Origin of the sequence: Janthinobacterium sp. (assembly GCF_009923995.1) — a bacterium.
Taxonomy (GTDB): Bacteria; Pseudomonadota; Gammaproteobacteria; order Burkholderiales; family Burkholderiaceae_D; genus Janthinobacterium.
Window position 1 is genome coordinate 1 of record NZ_RFSK01000023.1, and the last position, 18635, is coordinate 18635.

Consider the following 18635-nt stretch of genomic DNA (forward strand, 5'->3'; position numbering starts at 1 on the left):
CGCTGCCCTAGGGCAGCGTTTCTTGATGATCAACAACTGGAGCAAGCGGGTCCGGCGTTGGCCGGGCCATGCGTGCAGCGCAGTCTGGCGATCTATCAGTTGCGTACGACACGCTTGTATTCGTTGGTACGGGTGTCGATTTCGATGACGTCGTCCTGTGCCACGAACAGCGGCACTTGCACGGTGTGGCGGTGCGCGTCGATGGCGTTTTCGATCTTGGCTTCTTTCAGGACGTTGCCCGAAGTATTGCCCTTGACTGCAGGCTCCGAGTACACCACTTGACGGGCGATGGTCGTAGGCAGTTCAACGGAGATGGCTTTGCCGTCGTAGAAAATGGCTTCGCATTCCATGCCGTCCTTCAGGTAATGCAGTGCATCGCCCAGGTTTTCTTCTTCGATTTCGTACTGGTTGTACTCGGCGTCCATGAAGACGAACAGCGGGTCGGCGAAGTACGAATAGGTCACTGGCTTTTTGTCCAGGACAACCACGTCGAACTTGTCGTCGCCGCGGAACACGTTTTCCATCGGGGTGTTCGTCAGAAGATTTTTCATCTTCCATTTGTAGGTGAAGCCCGTGCGGCTCGAACCGTTGACATCAGAACGCAACACGATCATTGGCTTGCTGTCGACCATGATGATATTGCCAACACGAATTTCTTTTGCGGGTTTCATAGGAATGTACGTAAAAAGTGGGTTGCATGAAGATCATCTGCCGCCTGGGTGCCATCAGCGCCGCAAGCTTGCGTTTGATCGGTTAAAAATACGTTAGAAATAACCGGGCATTTTACCTTAATTTTGAGCAAGCGCCTATCTCGTCGCGCTCGCAAAGGCCAGCAAGTTACTTGCCAGATCGCCATTGGCCTGCATCCGTCCCTGCCAGTCCTGCGCCCGCGCAACGATACGCGGCATGTCGGCCCGCAAGGCGGACCACAGCCGCCCCCATGGCAAGGGGTCGGCAGCGGCGCCATTCCAGGCCAGCGCCGCCTGCACCAGGCTATCGATGCTGCCTTGCGCATCCACCGCGTAGCGCTGCAGGAAGGCGCGCAACTTCACGTGATGCAGGTTTTCATCCTGTATATAGATATGCCAGAGGAAAGGCTTGCCCGCCCACTGGGCGCGCACGAAGGAATCCTCGCCACGCACGAAATTGACGTCGCAGGCCCACAGCAGGCGGTCATAGTCATCCTGCGGCACGAAGGGCAGCACGCGCACGGTGAGCGCGCCGCGCGTGTGCACCGCGCCCGCGACCGCCACATCGTCGCCGAAAAACGCCTGAACGGCATCGAACGCGACGCCTTCCGGCACCAGGCAGACGACGGGCTCGCTCCCTGCCTGCCAGGCCGCAAACAGCCCGGCCACGGGCGCGGACGGGTAGCAGAACAGGGATACTTTTAATGCAGCAACTTCCGCCGGCGTCATGCCGAACTGCCCCAGGAAGGCCGCCATGCCGGCCGCATCGGCCTGGAACGCCTGCCGCCGCGCATCCAGCGATGCTTCGCGCAGCAAGCCGCCCGTTTTATCGGTGAAACCGGGGAAGAAGAAATGCTTGATCATGCCGTGGCGCGGCGACGTCAGCGCATGGCAGCCCTCGACCCACTCTTCCGCCGTCAAGCCTTCCAGGTTCAGCCACACGGGCTGGGGTGCGCACTGCGCCATGGCAGCGATATAGCCGGGCGGAATGTCGCAGGCAAAGAACTCGATGACGATATCGGCGATGTCGGCCGGCGCAAACACGCCATCCTGGTCTTGCCAGTGGCGCACGGTAACGCCGGACGCCTGCTGCGCCTGCGCAGTCACATCGATCCCGGGACAGATGCGCTGAAAGCTGACCAGATCATCCACCCACAGGGTGACGGCCACGCCATGCTCGTTGTGCAACTGCCGCGCAAGGCGCCAGCAGATGCCGATATCGCCGTAGTTATCGACGACTTTGCAGAAGATAGCCAACGATGGCGCACGATCGGTAGGTAGAGGCATGGGCGACGGAAAAAGACGATGCAAGTTGAGATGACGGCGGACAACAAAAAAGCCGCGCTGTTACCAGGCGGCTTTGTTGTTGGCTGATTCAGCCGGTCTGGCGTCCCCAAGGGGATTCGAACCCCTGTACTCACCGTGAAAGGGTGATGTCCTAGGCCTCTAGACGATGGGGACAGAAAATCTGTCCTGGATACGCTGCTTTGCATCCCGACCTGTTACTGCTTGCGGCTGGCACTTGCGTGCGCCGCACACTACGCGAATCTGGCGTCCCCAAGGGGATTCGAACCCCTGTACTCACCGTGAAAGGGTGATGTCCTAGGCCTCTAGACGATGGGGACAGAAATCTGTCCTGGATGCATGACTTCACATCCTGACCCGGTACTGCAGCAATATCGCAGAAACAAAAAAAGCCTGACTTGTCAGGCCGATTCAGCACTGCAATATTACTTTACAACTAAATCCTGGCGTCCCCAAGGGGATTCGAACCCCTGTACTCACCGTGAAAGGGTGATGTCCTAGGCCTCTAGACGATGGGGACCTGTGCTGGTTTTACTCTCAGCGGACTCTTCGTTGAAGGCTTTGTTCAGCCCCTCAAAAAAGCGTGCGCGAAGTTTAACACGAAGCGATTCACGAAATCAACTGCTGGCCTCTTATTTTCCACCTTATTTCACTTCCCGCCCCTATGGTAACGGGATCATGACAGGAAGGCATGGAAACGTCGGCCAGTCCCTCCCCGCTCCCTCAGCGCAGGATATCGTCCGTGCCGACGATGCGCACGTCATGCATCTGCTCCAGATACGCTTCCAGGTAGCCCTTGTGCGATGCGCCGACCAGCACCAGGACGCGCATGCCGGGCCGGGCCATCATGAGCTCACGGATATTCGACGCCATGCGCAAGTTGCGCGTTTCCCAGTAGGCCACGTAATTGCGGCCGAAGTGCCGGGGCGACGGCTCTTCCAGCGCCGCGCCAAAATCGCTGCGGAAGACCATCTCGACCTGGTCCGGCGCGTTATAGGCACGATACATGGCCAGCACGGCGGCCGGCGTCGTCAACGCCGCCTCCAGCGCTGCGCCGATACGCTTGCGCTGCGCCGTATGCGGGTTATCCCACGCCTTCATGAGCGCCTCGCCGTAAGCCTTCTCTTCCGCCGCATCGTCGGCGGATTCATCCGCCGTATGGTCATCCATGGCATACACCCGCTCATGCCCGCCCTTTGCCGCCACGACGGCAGCGATCAGGACATCCTCGCCGCGCCGCTGCATCCTGTCATTGAGCGTGGCCACCAGCTTCGCATCGAGACCGTCGCCTGCCCGCCGCTCTTCCGCCGGAAGGCGCAGCCATTGCACCAGCGCGGATGCCGGCTCGCCGCCGGCGAGAAACAGCGACGCCAGCATGCGCCGCTGGGCGGCCGCGGGCGCCGCCGGCCACGCGGCCAGCAGGCGCTGCGCCTGCACGGTAGCCGCCACCACATCCAGGCCCGTGGCCGCCTGTGCGGCAGCAGGATCCCAGCAATAGGACTTGACCGTATCCGCGTAGCGCTGCGGATAGCTGCGCAGGTAGGCGCACTGCAGGCCGGACAAGGCCTCGATGGCGATGGCTTGCGGCCGCCACGCCAGCAAGCGCGCATGCAGCAAACTCAGTTGCGCAGGATCAAACGACCTCGGCAACTGCGTCAGGTGTGGCGTACCCAGCACCATCACTTCGTTGATACGCCCCGCCTGCAACTTGTGGGCGGCGGGATCGAAGGGCGCGACAGGCGCCGCGGCGGCGAACGCCGGGACGCAAGCGGCGAACAGCATGCCGGCAAATAAACGGGACATTCCACCTCCGGGATTGAGTGACTTCATGACGATACGCATAGTTAAAAAAACGGCGGCAGGCGCAGCCCCGCCCATCCAATGCTCGAACCAGGGCATCTTAGACACCCGACGGCACGATGTCCGCCCAAAAACGATGAACGGCAAAAATGGCATTCTGGAATGCAATTGATGCGGATATGCCGTGCGCGCACCAAAGAAGATATGCGGAAAAAGGAAGACAGGGAGGAATGGAGAAAGAAGCGCCCGATGGTATGCCGGCAAATCGTCCGGAAATAAAAAAAACCGCTCAAGGCGACTTTGATTATCGTGCGAGTTCTGCGCTGTTGGTGGAGGTAAGGCGGAAGCTAAGCACCGACCTCTTGCATGCCATGCAAGCGCGCTAACAGCTTGGCCACACTCCCCCGCGGGGGGGGTATGGCGGCAAACCGCCCGGAAATAAAAAAAGCCGCTCGAGGCGACTTTGATTATCGTGTGATTTCTGCGCTGTTGGTGGAGGTAAGGCGGGAGCTAAGCACTAACCTCTTGCATGCCACGCAAGCGCGCTAACAGCTTGGCCACACTCCCCCGGGGGTATGGCGGAAAACCGTCCGGGCATAAAAAAAGCCGCTCGAGGCGACTTTGATTATCGTGTGATTTCTGCGCTGTTGGTGGAGGTAAGCGGGATCGAACCGCTGACCTCTTGCATGCCATGCAAGCGCTCTCCCAGCTGAGCTATACCCCCCGGGCGCAGAAACACTGCTACTACTTTACGACAACAACACCAGACCGAACTGGCGTCCCCAAGGGGATTCGAACCCCTGTACTCACCGTGAAAGGGTGATGTCCTAGGCCTCTAGACGATGGGGACCACGGAACTACAGTTTGCTACTTTACTCCTGCGCTGTTGGTGGAGGTAAGCGGGATCGAACCGCTGACCTCTTGCATGCCATGCAAGCGCTCTCCCAGCTGAGCTATACCCCCCGGGCGCAGAAATAATAAAAGCCGCACTTGGCGACTTTGTTCCACTACTTGCTCTCCATCCAGAACCCGTCTTTTGACCGGCCTGAACTTACAACAATCAGTACAAACAACTGCCACTACTATAACACAACTACCTGGCGTCCCCAAGGGGATTCGAACCCCTGTACTCACCGTGAAAGGGTGATGTCCTAGGCCTCTAGACGATGGGGACCGCGGAACTTCCAAACAACAACTGCACCACTTCAACGACTAACAAAACCTGACTGCGATTTTGCTGCTGGTGGAGGTAAGCGGGATCGAACCGCTGACCTCTTGCATGCCATGCAAGCGCTCTCCCAGCTGAGCTATACCCCCGTTGGTGCAGAAACAAGAGTATAGCAAAGAAGTTTCACTCTGCAAATACCCTTTTTCGTCTATGAGCAACTTTTCATAGGGGACGGTTTCCGCACGCAATTTCCACGCGATTTAAGGGCGCGTGCTTACAGCCACTTTGCCAGGCGCGCCAGCACCGTCTCGCGGCCGAATACCACCACCACCTGGTCGATGGCCGGCGTCTGCAGCTGACCCGTCAGGATCAGACGCAAAGGCATGGCCAGCAGCGGCATCTTGATGGTGTTGGCGGCCAGCACTTCCTTGATCATGGCGGCCACGGCTTCCTTGCTCCACTCCACCGTGGCGATGCGCTCGGCAAACTGCGCCAGCACGGGCTTGATGGCATCCGTGATGTGCTGCGCCACCAGTTCGGCATCGGGCTGCGGCTCGCGGAAGAACAGCATCGAGGCGGCCGCCAGCTCGTTAACCGTGTTGGCGCGCTCTTTCATCATGCCCAGCACCAGCGCCAGGTCCGGCGCGCCTTCGAAGACGGCGCCCGCTTCCAGCATCTGCGCTCTAGCCAGGCCGGCCAGGCGCGCATTGTCGGCCTGCTTGATGTAATGGTTATTGAGCCACTTGAGTTTTTCCAGGTCGAACTGCGCGGCCGACTTGGTCAGGTGGTCGAGGTTGAACCATTCGCAGAACTGCTCCACCGAGAAGACTTCGTCGTCGCCGTGGCTCCAGCCCAGGCGCGCCAGGTAGTTCAGCATCGATTCCGGCAGGAAGCCCTGCGCCGGGTAATCCATGACGCTGACGGCGTCGCGGCGCTTGGACATCTTCTGGCCGTCCGAACCCAGGATCATCGGCAGGTGGCCGTACAGCGGCAGCGGTGCGCCGATGGCGCGCAGGATGTTGATCTGGCGCGGCGTGTTGTTGACGTGGTCGTCGCCGCGCAGCACGTGCGTGATGCCCATGTCCCAGTCATCGACGGCGACGCAGAAGTTATATGTGGGCGTGCCGTCCGGACGGGCGATCACCAGGTCATCCAGTTCGCGGTTCGAAATCGTGATGGTGCCCTTGACTACGTCATCCCAGCTGACGTCGCCGTCGAGCGGATTCTTGAAGCGCACGACAGGCTTGCGGTCGGCGGGAACGGCCGGCAGGGTCTTGCCCGGCTCCGGACGCCAGGTGCCGTCGTAGCGTGGTTTTTCGCCGGCGGCGCGCATACGCTCGCGCATCGCCTCGACTTCGTCGGGCGAGGAGTAGCAGTGGTAGGCCGTGCCTTCAGCCAGCATCTGCGCCACCACTTCGCGGTAGCGGTCCATGCGCTGCATCTGGTAGAACGGACCTTCGTCGTGGTCCAGGCCCAGCCACTGCATGCCTTCGATGATGGCTTGCACGGCTTCCGGGGTCGAACGTTCCACGTCCGTGTCTTCGATGCGCAGCACGAAGGTGCCGCCGAAGTGGCGGGCAAAGGCCCAGCTGTACAAAGCGGTGCGGGCGCCGCCCAGGTGAAGGTAGCCGGTCGGGCTGGGGGCAAAGCGGGTACGCACGGGAGTAGCGGTTGTGGTCATCGAAGTAATCAGGCTGAAATGAAGAAAACACCATTTTACTCTGTTGACTGCCGCCGCTCCACTGGCACGCCTAGAGCAGCTGCAGGCGCCGCTTGACGGCGTCCGCCTGCGCATGCAGCGCCTGCTCGAACAGGGCCACCAGCTGCGACAGGGGCCGGTGCAGGGGCTTCACGAGATTGACCGTGAACGGCAGCGAAACGCCGAAGCGGCGGATCTGCAAGCCCTGCCCCGCATAGTCGAGCGCCGTGAGCGGGTTGACGATGGCCACGCCCACGCCCTCGCGCACCATGGCGCAGACGGAAGCGGCGCTGTGCGTGTCGAGCGCCATGCGCCGCTCCACGCCCGCCTGCGCGAAGATGGCGTCGATCTGCTGGCGGTAGGGGTCGACGGCGGCCAGGCTGATGAAAGGCTGGCCCGCGAAATCCGCCGGCGCCAGCACGGCCTTGGCGGCCAGCGCATGGCCGTCCGGCAGCACGCACACTTCGTCGACGGACATCAGGGTGGCGAGCGCCGTGCCCGGCGGCGCATTGCCCACTTCCGTCAGGCCGATGTCATGGCGCTGCGCCGACAGCCACTCCTCCAGCAGCGGCGACTCCTGCGGCGTGATGCTGATGCTCACCTTGGGGAAATCGGCGACGAAGCGCCTGCACGCCTGCGGCAGCAGCGACTGCGAAAACACGGGCAGGCAGGCGATCGACAGCTGCCCCTGGTCGAACTGGCGCAGGGCCGTGGCCGTGCTGACGATGCGCTCCAGGCCGAAATACGCCCGCTGCACTTCCTCGAACAGCTGCAGCGCCTGGGCCGTGGGGCGCAGGCGCCCCCGGTCGCGCTCGAACAGGGTCAGGCCCGTCAAATGCTCGAGGCGCGCCAGCTCGCGGCTGACGGTGGGCTGCGAGGTATGCAGCATGGCGGCGGCGGCCGTCACGCTGCCCGTCGTCATGATGGCGCGGAAAACCTCGATATGGCGCAGGGAGATGGTCATGGGCATATCATAAATGAATAAGGTCAGCGCAAATAGATATTTTATGTTTATACGCAAAAGCCCCATCATGAGCAGCATCGCAGGCCGGATGCGCGGACAAGACCCGCGCCATCCGGCCCCTCCCTAATATGACAGAGCCCACACCATGAAACCAGTGCCAGACGCCACCCTCGCCCAACTCGCCCAGGAACACGGCACGCCCCTGTGGGTGTACGACGCGGCCACCATCCGCGCGCGCATCGCCCAGCTGGCGCAGTTCGACACCGTGCGCTTCGCGCAAAAGGCCAATTCCAACATCCATCTGCTTACCCTGATGCGCGAGGCGGGCGTGCACGTGGACGCCGTCTCGCTGGGCGAGATCGAGCGCGCGCTGCAGGCAGGCTTTGCGCCGGCGCAAACCAACGGCGCCGCCGGCGTCGTGTTCACCTGCGACCTGTTCGACCGTGCCACCCTGGCGCGCGTGGTGGCGGCGAAGGTCGAAGTCAATTGCGGCTCCGTCGACATGCTGCGCCAGCTGGGCCCCGTCTCGCCCGGCCACCGCGTCTGGCTGCGCATCAATCCGGGCTACGGCCATGGCCACAGCAACAAGACCAATACGGGCGGCGAAAACAGCAAGCACGGCATCTGGCATGAAGAACTGCCGGAAGCGCTGGCCGTCATCCGCGCCCACGGGCTGCACCTGGTGGGCCTGCACATGCACATCGGTTCCGGCGTCGACTACAGCCACCTGGAAACCGTCTGCGGCACCATGGTCGACCTGGTGAAGAACATGGGCCACGACATCGAAGCCATTTCCACGGGCGGCGGCCTGTCCGTGCCCTACCGCGATGGCGAACAGCCCGTCGACACGGACCACTACTTCCAGCTGTGGGACGCGGCGCGCAAGCAGATCGAGGCGCACCTGGGCCACGCCGTGCACCTGGAAATCGAGCCGGGCCGCTTCCTCGTCGCCGATTCCGGCCTGCTGGTGGCCGAAGTGCGCGCCACCAAGCAAATGGGCGGCAACCACTTCACCCTGCTCGACACGGGCTTCAACGAACTGATGCGCCCCGCCATGTACGGCAGCTACCACGCCATGTCCGTCATCGCGCATGACGGCCGTGCCCTGGATGCGCAGCGTGCCACCGTCGTCGGCGGCCCCCTGTGCGAATCGGGCGACGTGTTTACCCAGCGCGATGGCGGAGTGGTGGAAACGCGGCTGCTGCCCGCCGCGCAGGTGGGCGACTACGTCGTCTTCGAGGGCGCCGGCGCGTATGGCGCGTCGATGTCGTCGAACTACAACAGCCGTCCCCACGCGGCGGAATACCTCGTCGATGGCGAGCGATCCCGCCTGATCCGCCGCCGCCAGACGGTGGCCGAGCTGATCGCCCTGGAACAGTTCTAAGCCGTTTCAGGCACGCGCCCGCGTGCGGGCATGCACATCTGCTAACATCGGGGCAACTCGATGAAAGCTTGCCATGCCCGTCCATGTATCTCCCTCGCGCAGCGTCATGCGCATCCTGCTGCCCCTGCTGCTGTCCGCCGTCCTTGCCGGCTGCGCCGCCCTGCCTTCACTGGAAGGCCGCGTCGCCTCCAGCGTCATCACCGATACGGACGATACCCGGCTGGGCATGGCCATCGCGCCCCTGGCGGCGCAGCATCCCGGCGTATCCGGCATCTACCCGCTGGCCGACGGGCGCGATGCGTTTGCCGCGCGGGCGCTGCTGGCCGCGGCCGCCGAACGCAGCCTGGACGTGCAGTACTACATCTGGCACAAGGACATCACGGGCACCCTGCTGTTCGACGCCCTGCGCCAGGCGGCGGAACGGGGCGTGCGCGTGCGCCTGCTGCTCGACGATAACAACACCTCGGGCATGGACCAGATCCTGACGATGCTGGGCAAGCAGAAAAACATCGACATCCGCCTGTTCAACCCCTTCGTGCCCCGCTCGCCGCGGGCGCTGGCCTTCGTCACCGATTTCTCGCGCGTCAACCGGCGCATGCACAACAAATCGTTCACGGCAGACAACCAGGCCACCATCGTCGGCGGGCGCAATGTGGGCGATGAATACTTCGGCGCGGCCGGCGACGTGCTGTTTGCCGACCTGGACGTGCTGGCCGTCGGTCCCGTCGTCGACGAGGTGTCGCATGAATTCGACCGCTACTGGAACAGCGCCTCGGCCTACCCGGCGCAGCTGCTGCTGACCAGGCCCGTGGAAGGCGACGCGGCCACCATCGCCGCCGAGGCGGACCGCATCGACGACACCCGGGCGGCCGGGGAATACGTGCAGGCGCTGCGCACCTCGCCCTTCGTCAGGCAGTTGATGGAGCGCCAGTTGCCGTTCGAATGGGCGAAGACGCGCATGATCAGCGACGATCCGGCCAAGGTGCTGGACCAGGCACGGCCCGGCACGGGCGTGGCGGAGAACCTGGAAAACCTGCTGGGCGTGCCGCACAAGGAGCTGGACCTGATTTCCCCCTATTTCGTCCCCGGCAAGGCGGGCACCCAGGCCTTTGCCGACCTGGCGCACAAGGGCGTGGGCGTGCGCATCCTGACGAATGCGCTGGAAGCGACCGACGTGGCGGCCGTGCATGCGGGTTATGCGAAGTGGCGAAAGCCGCTGCTGGAAGCGGGCGTGCTGCTGTACGAATCGCGCCGCTCGTGGGAAGCGGGAGACGCGCGCGAACAGCCGGGCCGCTTCGGCAGCTCCGCATCGAGCCTGCACGCGAAAACCTTTGCCGTCGACGACCAGCGCATCTTCGTCGGCTCGTTCAACTTCGACCCCCGCTCCATCGAACTGAACACGGAAATGGGCCTCGTCATCGACAGCCCCGCGCTGGCCAGCCAGCTGGGGCAAGCCATGCGCACGACCATCCCGCAGCGCGCCTACCAGGTGCTGCTGAATCCAGACGGTTCGCTGTACTGGATCGCCCGCAACGCCAACGGCACGACCACGCGCTACGACACGGAACCGGGCGCCAGCGTGTGGAAGCGCATGGGGGTGGCGATCTTGTCGGTGCTGCCGATCGACTGGCTGCTGTAATTTAACAGCCAACCCACCGGCAAATCCTGGGGTCGGACCCTCAGGGTCCGACCCCGGGTTTTCGCACTGGGGTTCTTTAACGCACCGCCTCCGTCAGAATGCGCCCCTCCGACGCCGACGGCTGGCGGATGCGCAGCAGGTGGGCGAGCGTAGGCGCGATGTCGACCACTTCCGCGTATTCGCCATACGCGCCCGGCTTGATCCAGCGCGGGCCGAAGACCATCAGCGGCACGTTGGTGTCATAGGTGTACGGCGAGCCGTGCGAGGTGCCCCCGACGCCCTTGCCGAAGTACCAGGCCGGTTTCGTCACCACCATCAGGTCGCCCGACAGCTGGCGGTTCCACGCGCGGCGCATCAGGGTATCCATGCGCGTGGCCACCGCGCCCGACTCCATCTGCGTGCGCGTGTAGATCTGCGACAGACCATCCTGCTGCAGCAGGAAGCGGGCCGCCGCGTCTTCCAGGGCGGCACGCTGGATGCCGTTCTTTTCCGCCAGCGCGTAATCGAGGTAGATATTCGGCATCGACCAGGTCGTCACCAGCTTGTCCACGCCCAGGGTCGCGGCCAGGTGCTGGTTCAGGCTTGCGGCCAGCTTGTCGCCGTCGATGCGCTTGGCGGAAAAGCCGCCGCGCGCTTCCGTAAATTCCGGCACATTGGCAAAGCCATGGTCGGCCGTCAGCACCACCAGCACGTTGTCCATGCCGACTTTCTTGTCCAGGTCGGCGAAGAAGCCGGCCAGCATGCGGTCCAGGCGCTGCAGGTGGTCATGCGACATCTTGCTTTCCGGGCCATAGGCATGGTTCACATAGTCGTGCGAGGACAGGCTCACGCCCAGGATATCGGGCACGCCGGCCGGGTTGCGGCCCAGGTTCTCGCCATCGACGGCCGCGCGGGCAAATTCCAGGGTCAGCTCGTCGAGGAAGGGACCGGCCTTCAGGCGGCTGTAGTAATCGCCATCGAGGTTGCCGCTGTCGCTGTAATAGGCGAAGGGGAAGGTGTTGCGCGTGCCCGGCTTGGCCGCCACGAGGTCGTCGCGCGCATCGTTGACGTAGGCGCCGTCGGCCAGCAGCGGCGTCCAGCTCTTGCCGTAGTAGCGGTCCTGCGGCTTGGCCGCCTGGTAGCGCTGCACCCATTGCGGATGCTGCTGCATGTAATAGGTGCTGCTGGCGAAATTGCCCGTCTTTTCCATGTACATATAGGCCGTGCCCGTCTTGCCGGCCAGCAAGATGGCGCCCCGGTCCTTGCCCGACACGGTGACGACCTTGGCCTTGTCGCCCGTGGCGTAGCGCAGTTCGTCGCCCAGGGTGCTCACGCGCAGCTTCACGGGCGACGTGCCGTCGTCCGGCTTCGTTTCTTCGCCGATGTAGTGGAAATTGCCGTCTTCGGTGCAGTACACGGATTTCTTCGTGACGGGATCGATCCAGTTATTGCCGATCACGCCATGCTGGTAGGGATAGGCGCCCGACAGCACGGCCGAGTGGCCGATGGCCGTCACCGTGATGCCATGCGCCTGGTGCGCATCGCTGAACCATGCGCCCTGCTCCAGCAGGCGGCGGAAACCGCCCGGCCCGAACTGCTCGCGGTAGCGCGTCACCTGCTCTTGCGGCAAGCCATCGACCACCAGCACCACCACCAGCTTCGGCTGCGCCGCCGTGACAGGCACGGCAGGAACGGCCTTGGCCGCATGCGCCTGGCCAGCCGCCACGCTCGACACCAGCAGCAGCGCATGCGCCAGTTGCCGGGAAAGGGAGAAATTCTTCGTCATATCCGCTCGTTTATCAAAATTGTTCGCAAGGGCGCCACGCGCCCTTTTCGGCACCGGGCAGCATACGCAAACTATATGACGCGATGATGACAGAAGCCATCCGGCCTTGCACGTAGAGAAATGTTTCCACGCAATTGCTTTTATGATAATCTGCGCGCAGAAAGGCGGCCCATGCGAGGCAGCCGGGCTGGCCGGCAAGGCCGACACGAGACGAGGAGATCCAATGAAACAGGCATTCGCCACGGGCGCAGGCTGTGCGACGGGCACGGTATTGTATGGCTATCTTTTTACGGCCGAGCACGCCCCGGACTGGCAGCGCGCACTGTTTGTGGGCGTGTGCGTCTTCGCCCTCGCGCTGCTTGCGTCGCGCATCTGGCCGAAAAAGGCGGGCTGAAAAAAACAGTGCCGGAGGCCATTCCTGGCGCCCGGCACGCTATCTGGCAAATTCCGCCTACTTCACGGTCACCTGGATGCTTTTGCTCAGCTCCGGCCCGTACGACTGGTGCGCGCCATTGGCGAACTGCATGGTGAGCGTGTACTGGCCCGGCGGCAAGGTGACGTCCGTTTCCGTCTGCCCCTTGCCGAAATGCAAATGCTTGTCATCCATCGGGATCATGTCGCCCGCCTTCATCGGCCCCGTATTGATCAGCAGATGATGGTGGCCCGTCTTGGCCGTCATGTCGCCGGCCGGCTTGACGGCCATGCCGCTGACGGCAAACTTGACCTTGAACGGACTGGTGACTGTCGCGCCGTCAGCCGGCTCGACGAATGACACGGATTGGGCATAGGCGCTGGCGGCCAGCAGGCTGGCGGCGATCACGGCGATACTGCGGCGCAGGAATACTGTGTTCAGGTGCATGATGTCTCCTCTTGTTTAATAACAACACGGACTGCATGAAACCATATTCCTGCTGGCAGTGGCGCAGGATTGTTGCCCCATGAAGGGCCGGGGGCGAACCCTGAGGATTCGCCCCCAGTCTCTGCCTTGGGTTAAAGCTTGCTATCGTTTAATCATTCTTGATGACGATGCTAGGGAACTTGCTCGTCATGTCCTTCGCCTTTTCCGCCACCTTGATGGCGATGGTGCGGGCGATCTGCTTGTAGATCACGGCGACCGGGCCTTCCGGTTCGGCCACGACGGTGGGCGTGCCCGAATCCGTCTGCTGGCGGATGGCCATGGTCAGCGGCAAGGCGCCGAGGAATTCCACGCCGAAGTCCGCGCACATCTTCGCGCCGCCGCCGGCGCCGAAGATTTCTTCCGCATGGCCGCAGTTCGAGCAGATGTGCGTGCTCATGTTTTCCACCACGCCGAGGATGGGAATGCCGACTTTCTCGAACATTTTCAAGCCCTTGCGCGCGTCCAGCAGCGCGATGTCCTGCGGCGTGGTCACAATCACGGCCCCCGTGACGGGCACTTTCTGCGACAGCGTCAGCTGAATATCGCCCGTGCCTGGCGGCATGTCGACGATCAGGTAATCGAGGTCGCGCCAGTTGGTCTGGTCCAGCAGCTGCTGCAAGGCTTGCGTGACCATGGGGCCGCGCCACACCATGGGCTCGTCCGGATCGATCATGAAGCCGATCGACGACACCTGCAGGCCATGGTTTTCCATCGGCTCCATGCTCTTGCCGTCCAGGGTCTTCGGCTGGCCGCTGATGCCCAGCATCATCGGCTGCGACGGACCATAGATGTCGGCGTCCAGCATGCCGACCGTAGCGCCTTCGGCCGCCAGGGCCAGGGCCAGGTTGACGGCCGTCGTCGATTTACCCACGCCGCCCTTGCCCGAGGCGACGGCGATGATGTTTTTCACGTTGCTCATCGGCTTCAAGCCGCGCTGCACCGTGTGCGAAATGATCTTCGACGACACGCCCACGCTGACGTTGCCCACGCCCGGCAGCACGCGCAGCGCGGCCAGCACGGACTTGCGGATCAGGTCGATCTGGCTTTTCGCCGGATAACCCAGTTCGATGTCGAGCGAAATATCGTCGCCATCGACCTTCAGATTCTTGACGGTTTTACTGGAAACGAAATCTTTATGTGTATTGGGATCAATAACCTGGGCCAGTGCGGCCTTGACGTCTTCTACTGTGATGCTCATGACTATCTCCGTATGCAATACGCGCAGTCTAGCGTAAATTTGCATGGCGCGATGGAAACAAAAGCACTACTTGCCAGCCCTGCATCTGCTCATATTGCGTTTCCGCTGTTAAAATGCCCTATTATCCATCCCAAAAGTGCATCAATCATGACTCGCAAGCTGTTCGTCACCACTGCCCTGCCTTACGCAAACGCCGCTTTTCACATTGGCCATATCATGGAATACATCCAGGCCGATATCTGGGTCCGGTTCCAGCGAATGCAACGCGATGGCGCAGCCGGGCGTGAAGTGCACTTTGTGGGCGCCGACGATACGCATGGCACGCCCATCATGATCGCCGCCGAAAAGGAAGGCATCACGCCGCAGCAATTCGTCGCCAACATCGCCGCCGGCCGCGCCCAGTATCTGGACGGCTTCCATATCGCTTTTGACAACTGGTATTCGACCGATTCGCCGGAAAACGTTGATCTGTCGCAATCGATCTACCGCAAGCTGCGCGATACTGGCCTGATCGTCACGAAAACCGTCGACCGCTTCTTCGATCCGGTCAAAGGCATGTTCCTGGCCGACCGCAACATCAAGGGCGAATGCCCGAAATGCGGCGCCAAGAACCAGTACGGCGACAACTGCGAAGTGTGCGGCGCAGCCTACCAGCCGACCGACCTGGTCAACCCCTTCTCCGTCTTCACCAACGCGACGCCCGTGATGAAGCCGTCGGAACAGTATTTCTTCAAGCTGTCCGACCCGCGCTGCTTCGAATTCCTCAAGGATTGGCTGAACACGCCGGGCCGCTTGCAGCCGGAAATGGTCAACAAGGTCAGCGAATGGCTGGGCGAAGCGGGTGAAAAGCTGGCCGACTGGGATATCTCGCGCGATGCGCCCTACTTCGGCATCCCGATTCCCGATGCGCCGGGCAAGTTCTTCTATGTGTGGATGGACGCGCCGGTCGGCTACCTGGCCAGCCTGAAAAACTATTGCGACAAGAAAGGCCTCGATTTCGACGCCCTGCTGAACGATCCTGCCACGGAACAAATTCACTTCATAGGCAAGGACATCGTTTCCTTCCATTTGCTGTTCTGGCCCGCCATGCTGAAATTCGCCGGCCACCCGGTGATCGACAAACTGAAAGTCAATGTCCACGGCTTCCTGACGGTCAACAACGAAAAGATGTCGAAGTCGCGCGGCACGGGTATTTCGCCGCTGCGCTACCTGGACCTGGGCATGAACCCGGAATGGCTGCGCTACTACATCGCCTTCAAGCTGAACTCCAAAGTGGAAGACCTGGACTTCAACGGCGACGACTTCGTGGCCCGCGTGAACAGCGACCTGATCGGCAAATACGTGAACATCGCCAGCCGCTGCGCCGGCTTCATCGCCAAGCGTTTCGACGGCAAGCTGGCATCGACGCTGTCGGAAGGCGCGCAAAGCTGGATCAACCGCGCCCTGACCGTGGACGCGAACGGCGTCATCGTCGAACGCCAGGCCAGCATCGCCGCGCACTTCGAGAACCGCGAATTCGGCAAGGCCTTGCGCGAAATCATGGAAATCGCCGACATCACCAACCAGTATGTCGATGAAAACAAACCGTGGATCCTCGCCAAGGATGCGGACAAGACGGCCGAGCTGCACGACGTGTGCACGACGGCCCTGATCCTGTTCCGCCAGCTGACGATTCTGCTGTCGCCGGTGCTGCCGGGCGTGGCCAAGAACGTGGCTTCCTTCCTCAACGACGCCGAGTTCACCTGGGCCGACACGCAGGTGTTCGGCGACGCCGTCTCGAACAGCATGCTGGGCCGCACCATCGGCGCCTACAGCCATTTGATGACGCGCATGGATGCAAAGATGATCGAAGCGCTGTTTGACGCGCCGCAAGCGGCCGCCATCGCCGCGCCGGCCGGCGACGCCGCCAACGACGCCGCGCCCGCGCCAACCGCTGCAACACCGGCCTCGGCCATCGAGGAACTGGCGCCCGAGATCAAGATCGACGACTTCCTCAAGGTCGACCTGCGCATCGCCAAGATCGTCAACTGCGAACTGGTCGACGGTTCCGACAAGCTGCTGCGCCTGACCCTCGATGCGGGCGAAGGCCGTCTGCGCAACGTGTTCTCGGGCATCCGCTCGGCTTACCAGCCGGAAGAACTCGTCGGCAAGCTGACGGTGCTGGTGGCCAACCTGGCGCCGCGCAAGATGAAGTTCGGCATTTCCGAAGGCATGGTCATGGCGGCATCCGCCGCCGACGAGAAGGCCAATCCGGGCATCTACATCCTGAACCCGTGGCCAGGCGCCGAACCTGGCATGCGCATCCGTTAAGGACAGACAGGAACCGATGATGAATATCGTGGTGCGCGAAGCAACAAATGCCGATGCACAGCTGATTGCCGACCTGACCCGCGCCGCGTGGGCCGGCAAGGTCGCCGCCTCGTCCAGCGGACACCACGAGACGGCCGAGCTGGTGGAAGCGCAGCTGCGCCAGGGCGGCGGTTTCGTGCTGCTGGTCGACGACGTGCCGGCCGGCTCGCTGCGCTGGATGCCGCTCGACAGCGATCCCGCCATCTGGAAGATCGCGCGCATGGGCGTGCTGCCCGCCTACCGGGGCAGCAATGTGTCGCAACATTTGCTCGAAGCCATCATTCATCACGGCCTGTCGTGCCAGGCGGAAGAATTGCGCCTGGCCGTGCGGCGCGACCAGCGCAAGCTCATCGATTTTTACGCGGCCTTCGAATTCGACCTGGCCGAGGAACTGGAATATTCGCACGCCAACCCCGCCGAACCGGCGCCGATGGTGATGCGGCGCCTGCTAAGGTATTGATTTTTAGCATTTTTGCCCCTGGCTTGCCCATACAACAACCCGCCAGCGCAGCCGGCGCGGTAGAATACGGCCGGCTGACCTTACTTATAAGACATTCAGAAGACACTATGAAACTGCCTGCAAAACACACCAACTACGTATCCGACCACACCCTGTTCATCGCCGAACTGAAAGCCAAGAATCCTGGCATGGAAGCGGGCCAGCAAGCGGGCCGCGCCCTGCTGTGGGACAAGCCGCCCGTCAGCATCGATGAGCAGGAACGCCAGATGGCATCGGCCGTCAAGCAACAGGCCTACGTTTACCAGAACAAGAACTAAGACCTGGAACCGGCACGATGCTGCCTGAAGAGTCGGCGGGCACGCCCGGGCAGGACGCCCAGGACGTGAACGCGGTCATCGAGTCGCCCGAAGCCGCCGCTGGCGGCGACGGCAGCGGCGCCTCTGCAACATCTGCAGCATCTGCCCCCACGGACACGGCGCCCGCCGCCGATCCGGTCGAAGCGGGCATCGCCCGCCTGTACGGCGAACCCCTGCTGCGCATGCCGACGGACCTGTACATTCCGCCGGACGCGCTGGAAATCTTCCTCGAAGCCTTCGAAGGCCCGCTCGACTTGCTGCTCTACCTGATCCGCAAGCAAAACTTCAACATCCTCGATATCCCGATGGCGCAGGTGACCCTGCAATATCTGAAATATGTGGACCAGATCCGCGTGCGCAACCTGGAACTGGCCGCCGAGTATCTGCTGATGGCGGCCATGTTGATCGAGATCAAGTCGCGCATGCTCTTGCCTTCGCGCAAGAGCGACGTCGAGGAAGACGGCGGCGATCCCCGTGCCGAGCTGGTGCGCCGCCTGCTCGAATACGAGCAGATCAAGCTGGCCGCCTACGACCTGAATGCCATTCCCCAGTTCGAGCGCGATTTCGTGCGCACGCAGATTTTCATCGAGCAAAGCCTCACGCCCACCTGGCCCGACGTGGAACCGGTGGACTTGCAGCAGGCGTGGCTCGACGTGCTGAAGCGTGCCAAGCTGACCCAGCATCACCGCATCAGCCGCCAGGAACTCTCCGTGCGCGAGCACATGTCGAGCATCCTGCGCCATTTGCAATCGTCGCGCTTCGTCGAATTCAGCGAACTGTTCGACATTGCCGGCGGCGTGCCCGTGGTGGTGGTCAACTTCGTGGCCCTGCTGGAACTGGCCAAGGAAACCCTGATCGAAATTACGCAAGCCGAACCGTTTGCACCCATCTACGTCCGGCTGGCCTATTCGCCCGCCTGATCCCTTCCCTTTGTCACTGACCACCGTACAACGGGGTTTTA

Annotated in this window: 16 protein-coding genes and 8 tRNA genes; 8 read left to right on the top strand and 16 right to left on the bottom strand. The window is 62.4% G+C overall.

All coding sequences use genetic code 11. From position 1 onward, the window contains the following. Positions 1-95 precede the first annotated feature (95 nt). From EBS11_RS13310 to EBS11_RS13335, 6 genes are all read right to left on the bottom strand, one after another. The gene (locus EBS11_RS13310) at positions 96-671 is read right to left on the bottom strand and encodes an elongation factor P (protein ID WP_092799733.1); all 576 of its coding nucleotides are present in this window, start codon (positions 669-671) and stop codon (positions 96-98) included. Positions 672-806: 135 nt separating this feature from the next. Then, the gene (gene earP / locus EBS11_RS13315) at positions 807-1976 is read right to left on the bottom strand and encodes an elongation factor P maturation arginine rhamnosyltransferase EarP (protein ID WP_290603433.1); all 1170 of its coding nucleotides are present in this window, start codon (positions 1974-1976) and stop codon (positions 807-809) included. A 98-nt stretch (positions 1977-2074) separates the two neighbouring features. After that, positions 2075-2150: transfer RNA gene (locus EBS11_RS13320), tRNA-Glu, on the bottom strand. An 88-nt stretch (positions 2151-2238) separates the two neighbouring features. Further along, positions 2239-2314, bottom strand: a tRNA-Glu gene (locus tag EBS11_RS13325). Between the two features lie 124 nt (positions 2315-2438). Further along, a tRNA-Glu gene (locus EBS11_RS13330) sits at positions 2439-2514 on the bottom strand. A gap of 203 nt (positions 2515-2717) precedes the next feature. Then, positions 2718-3797: a DUF5694 domain-containing protein gene (locus tag EBS11_RS13335; protein WP_290603434.1), complete on the bottom strand. Its 1080-nt coding sequence runs from the start codon at positions 3795-3797 to the stop codon at positions 2718-2720. Between the two features lie 146 nt (positions 3798-3943). On the opposite strand from EBS11_RS13335, the gene EBS11_RS13340 reads away from it, so the two are divergent. Further along, on the top strand, positions 3944-4180 hold the full coding sequence (locus EBS11_RS13340; protein WP_290603435.1) for a hypothetical protein: 237 nt from the start codon (positions 3944-3946) through the stop codon (positions 4178-4180). Between the two features lie 262 nt (positions 4181-4442). Here the strand turns inward: EBS11_RS13340 and EBS11_RS13345 are convergent. The 7 genes from EBS11_RS13345 to EBS11_RS13375 all read right to left on the bottom strand — a co-directional run bounded on the left by EBS11_RS13345 (position 4443) and on the right by EBS11_RS13375 (position 7625). After that, positions 4443-4518: transfer RNA gene (locus EBS11_RS13345), tRNA-Ala, on the bottom strand. Between the two features lie 50 nt (positions 4519-4568). Beyond that, positions 4569-4644, bottom strand: a tRNA-Glu gene (locus EBS11_RS13350). Between the two features lie 37 nt (positions 4645-4681). Further along, positions 4682-4757, bottom strand: a tRNA-Ala gene (locus tag EBS11_RS13355). Positions 4758-4892: 135 nt separating this feature from the next. After that, positions 4893-4968: transfer RNA gene (locus tag EBS11_RS13360), tRNA-Glu, on the bottom strand. 67 nt (positions 4969-5035) lie between these two features. After that, a tRNA-Ala gene (locus EBS11_RS13365) sits at positions 5036-5111 on the bottom strand. Positions 5112-5236: 125 nt separating this feature from the next. Continuing rightward, positions 5237-6643 (bottom strand): glutamate--tRNA ligase, encoded by a 1407-nt coding sequence (gltX, locus tag EBS11_RS13370; RefSeq protein WP_290603436.1) that lies wholly within the window; start codon positions 6641-6643, stop codon positions 5237-5239. Between the two features lie 70 nt (positions 6644-6713). Next, positions 6714-7625: a LysR family transcriptional regulator gene (locus EBS11_RS13375; RefSeq protein WP_290603437.1), complete on the bottom strand. Its 912-nt coding sequence runs from the start codon at positions 7623-7625 to the stop codon at positions 6714-6716. Between the two features lie 145 nt (positions 7626-7770). Between EBS11_RS13375 and lysA the strand changes: the two genes are divergently transcribed. Next, on the top strand, positions 7771-9009 hold the full coding sequence (lysA, locus tag EBS11_RS13380) for a diaminopimelate decarboxylase (RefSeq protein WP_290603438.1): 1239 nt from the start codon (positions 7771-7773) through the stop codon (positions 9007-9009). 73 nt (positions 9010-9082) lie between these two features. Continuing rightward, the gene (locus EBS11_RS13385; protein WP_290603439.1) at positions 9083-10648 is read left to right on the top strand and encodes a phospholipase D family protein; all 1566 of its coding nucleotides are present in this window, start codon (positions 9083-9085) and stop codon (positions 10646-10648) included. 76 nt (positions 10649-10724) lie between these two features. Here EBS11_RS13385 and EBS11_RS13390 read toward each other — a convergent pair whose 3' ends face one another. Further along, positions 10725-12413 carry an alkaline phosphatase family protein gene (locus tag EBS11_RS13390; RefSeq protein WP_290603440.1) on the bottom strand — a complete coding sequence of 563 codons (1689 nt, stop codon included), beginning with the start codon at positions 12411-12413 and terminating at the stop codon, positions 10725-10727. Positions 12414-12636: 223 nt separating this feature from the next. On the opposite strand from EBS11_RS13390, the gene EBS11_RS13395 reads away from it, so the two are divergent. After that, positions 12637-12807 carry a hypothetical protein gene (locus EBS11_RS13395; protein WP_290603441.1) on the top strand — a complete coding sequence of 57 codons (171 nt, stop codon included), beginning with the start codon at positions 12637-12639 and terminating at the stop codon, positions 12805-12807. Positions 12808-12864: 57 nt separating this feature from the next. On the opposite strand, the gene EBS11_RS13400 is transcribed toward EBS11_RS13395, so the two are convergent. Continuing rightward, the gene (locus tag EBS11_RS13400; protein WP_290603442.1) at positions 12865-13272 is read right to left on the bottom strand and encodes a DUF4399 domain-containing protein; all 408 of its coding nucleotides are present in this window, start codon (positions 13270-13272) and stop codon (positions 12865-12867) included. A 148-nt stretch (positions 13273-13420) separates the two neighbouring features. Beyond that, entirely contained in the window at positions 13421-14509 is a 1089-nt protein-coding gene (apbC, locus tag EBS11_RS13405) for an iron-sulfur cluster carrier protein ApbC (protein WP_034758315.1), read from the bottom strand. 147 nt (positions 14510-14656) lie between these two features. Between apbC and metG the strand changes: the two genes are divergently transcribed. From metG to EBS11_RS13425, 4 genes are all read left to right on the top strand, one after another. Next, positions 14657-16819 carry a methionine--tRNA ligase gene (gene metG / locus EBS11_RS13410; RefSeq protein WP_290603443.1) on the top strand — a complete coding sequence of 721 codons (2163 nt, stop codon included), beginning with the start codon at positions 14657-14659 and terminating at the stop codon, positions 16817-16819. Between the two features lie 19 nt (positions 16820-16838). After that, entirely contained in the window at positions 16839-17318 is a 480-nt protein-coding gene (locus EBS11_RS13415; RefSeq protein ID WP_290603489.1) for a GNAT family N-acetyltransferase, read from the top strand. Between the two features lie 107 nt (positions 17319-17425). Then, positions 17426-17635: a DUF3460 family protein gene (locus tag EBS11_RS13420; RefSeq protein WP_290603444.1), complete on the top strand. Its 210-nt coding sequence runs from the start codon at positions 17426-17428 to the stop codon at positions 17633-17635. A 17-nt stretch (positions 17636-17652) separates the two neighbouring features. After that, complete coding sequence (locus EBS11_RS13425) at positions 17653-18594, top strand: ScpA family protein (protein ID WP_290603445.1); 942 nt, start codon at positions 17653-17655, stop codon at positions 18592-18594. The last annotated feature ends 41 nt before the right edge of the window (positions 18595-18635 follow it).

Bases quoted from the DNA above. Each gene is read 5' to 3' on its own strand.
- EBS11_RS13310 (WP_092799733.1), bottom strand. From the start codon at position 671: ATGAAACCCGCAAAAGAAATTCGTGTTGGCAATATCATCATGGTCGAC.
- earP (WP_290603433.1), bottom strand. From the start codon at position 1,976: ATGCCTCTACCTACCGATCGTGCGCCATCGTTGGCTATCTTCTGCAAA.
- EBS11_RS13335 (WP_290603434.1), bottom strand. From the start codon at position 3,797: ATGTCCCGTTTATTTGCCGGCATGCTGTTCGCCGCTTGCGTCCCGGCG.
- EBS11_RS13340 (WP_290603435.1), top strand. From the start codon at position 3,944: ATGGCATTCTGGAATGCAATTGATGCGGATATGCCGTGCGCGCACCAA.
- gltX (WP_290603436.1), bottom strand. From the start codon at position 6,643: ATGACCACAACCGCTACTCCCGTGCGTACCCGCTTTGCCCCCAGCCCG.
- EBS11_RS13375 (WP_290603437.1), bottom strand. From the start codon at position 7,625: ATGACCATCTCCCTGCGCCATATCGAGGTTTTCCGCGCCATCATGACG.
- lysA (WP_290603438.1), top strand. From the start codon at position 7,771: ATGAAACCAGTGCCAGACGCCACCCTCGCCCAACTCGCCCAGGAACAC.
- EBS11_RS13385 (WP_290603439.1), top strand. From the start codon at position 9,083: ATGCCCGTCCATGTATCTCCCTCGCGCAGCGTCATGCGCATCCTGCTG.
- EBS11_RS13390 (WP_290603440.1), bottom strand. From the start codon at position 12,413: ATGACGAAGAATTTCTCCCTTTCCCGGCAACTGGCGCATGCGCTGCTG.
- EBS11_RS13395 (WP_290603441.1), top strand. From the start codon at position 12,637: ATGAAACAGGCATTCGCCACGGGCGCAGGCTGTGCGACGGGCACGGTA.
- EBS11_RS13400 (WP_290603442.1), bottom strand. From the start codon at position 13,272: ATGCACCTGAACACAGTATTCCTGCGCCGCAGTATCGCCGTGATCGCC.
- apbC (WP_034758315.1), bottom strand. From the start codon at position 14,509: ATGAGCATCACAGTAGAAGACGTCAAGGCCGCACTGGCCCAGGTTATT.
- metG (WP_290603443.1), top strand. From the start codon at position 14,657: ATGACTCGCAAGCTGTTCGTCACCACTGCCCTGCCTTACGCAAACGCC.
- EBS11_RS13415 (WP_290603489.1), top strand. From the start codon at position 16,839: ATGAATATCGTGGTGCGCGAAGCAACAAATGCCGATGCACAGCTGATT.
- EBS11_RS13420 (WP_290603444.1), top strand. From the start codon at position 17,426: ATGAAACTGCCTGCAAAACACACCAACTACGTATCCGACCACACCCTG.
- EBS11_RS13425 (WP_290603445.1), top strand. From the start codon at position 17,653: ATGCTGCCTGAAGAGTCGGCGGGCACGCCCGGGCAGGACGCCCAGGAC.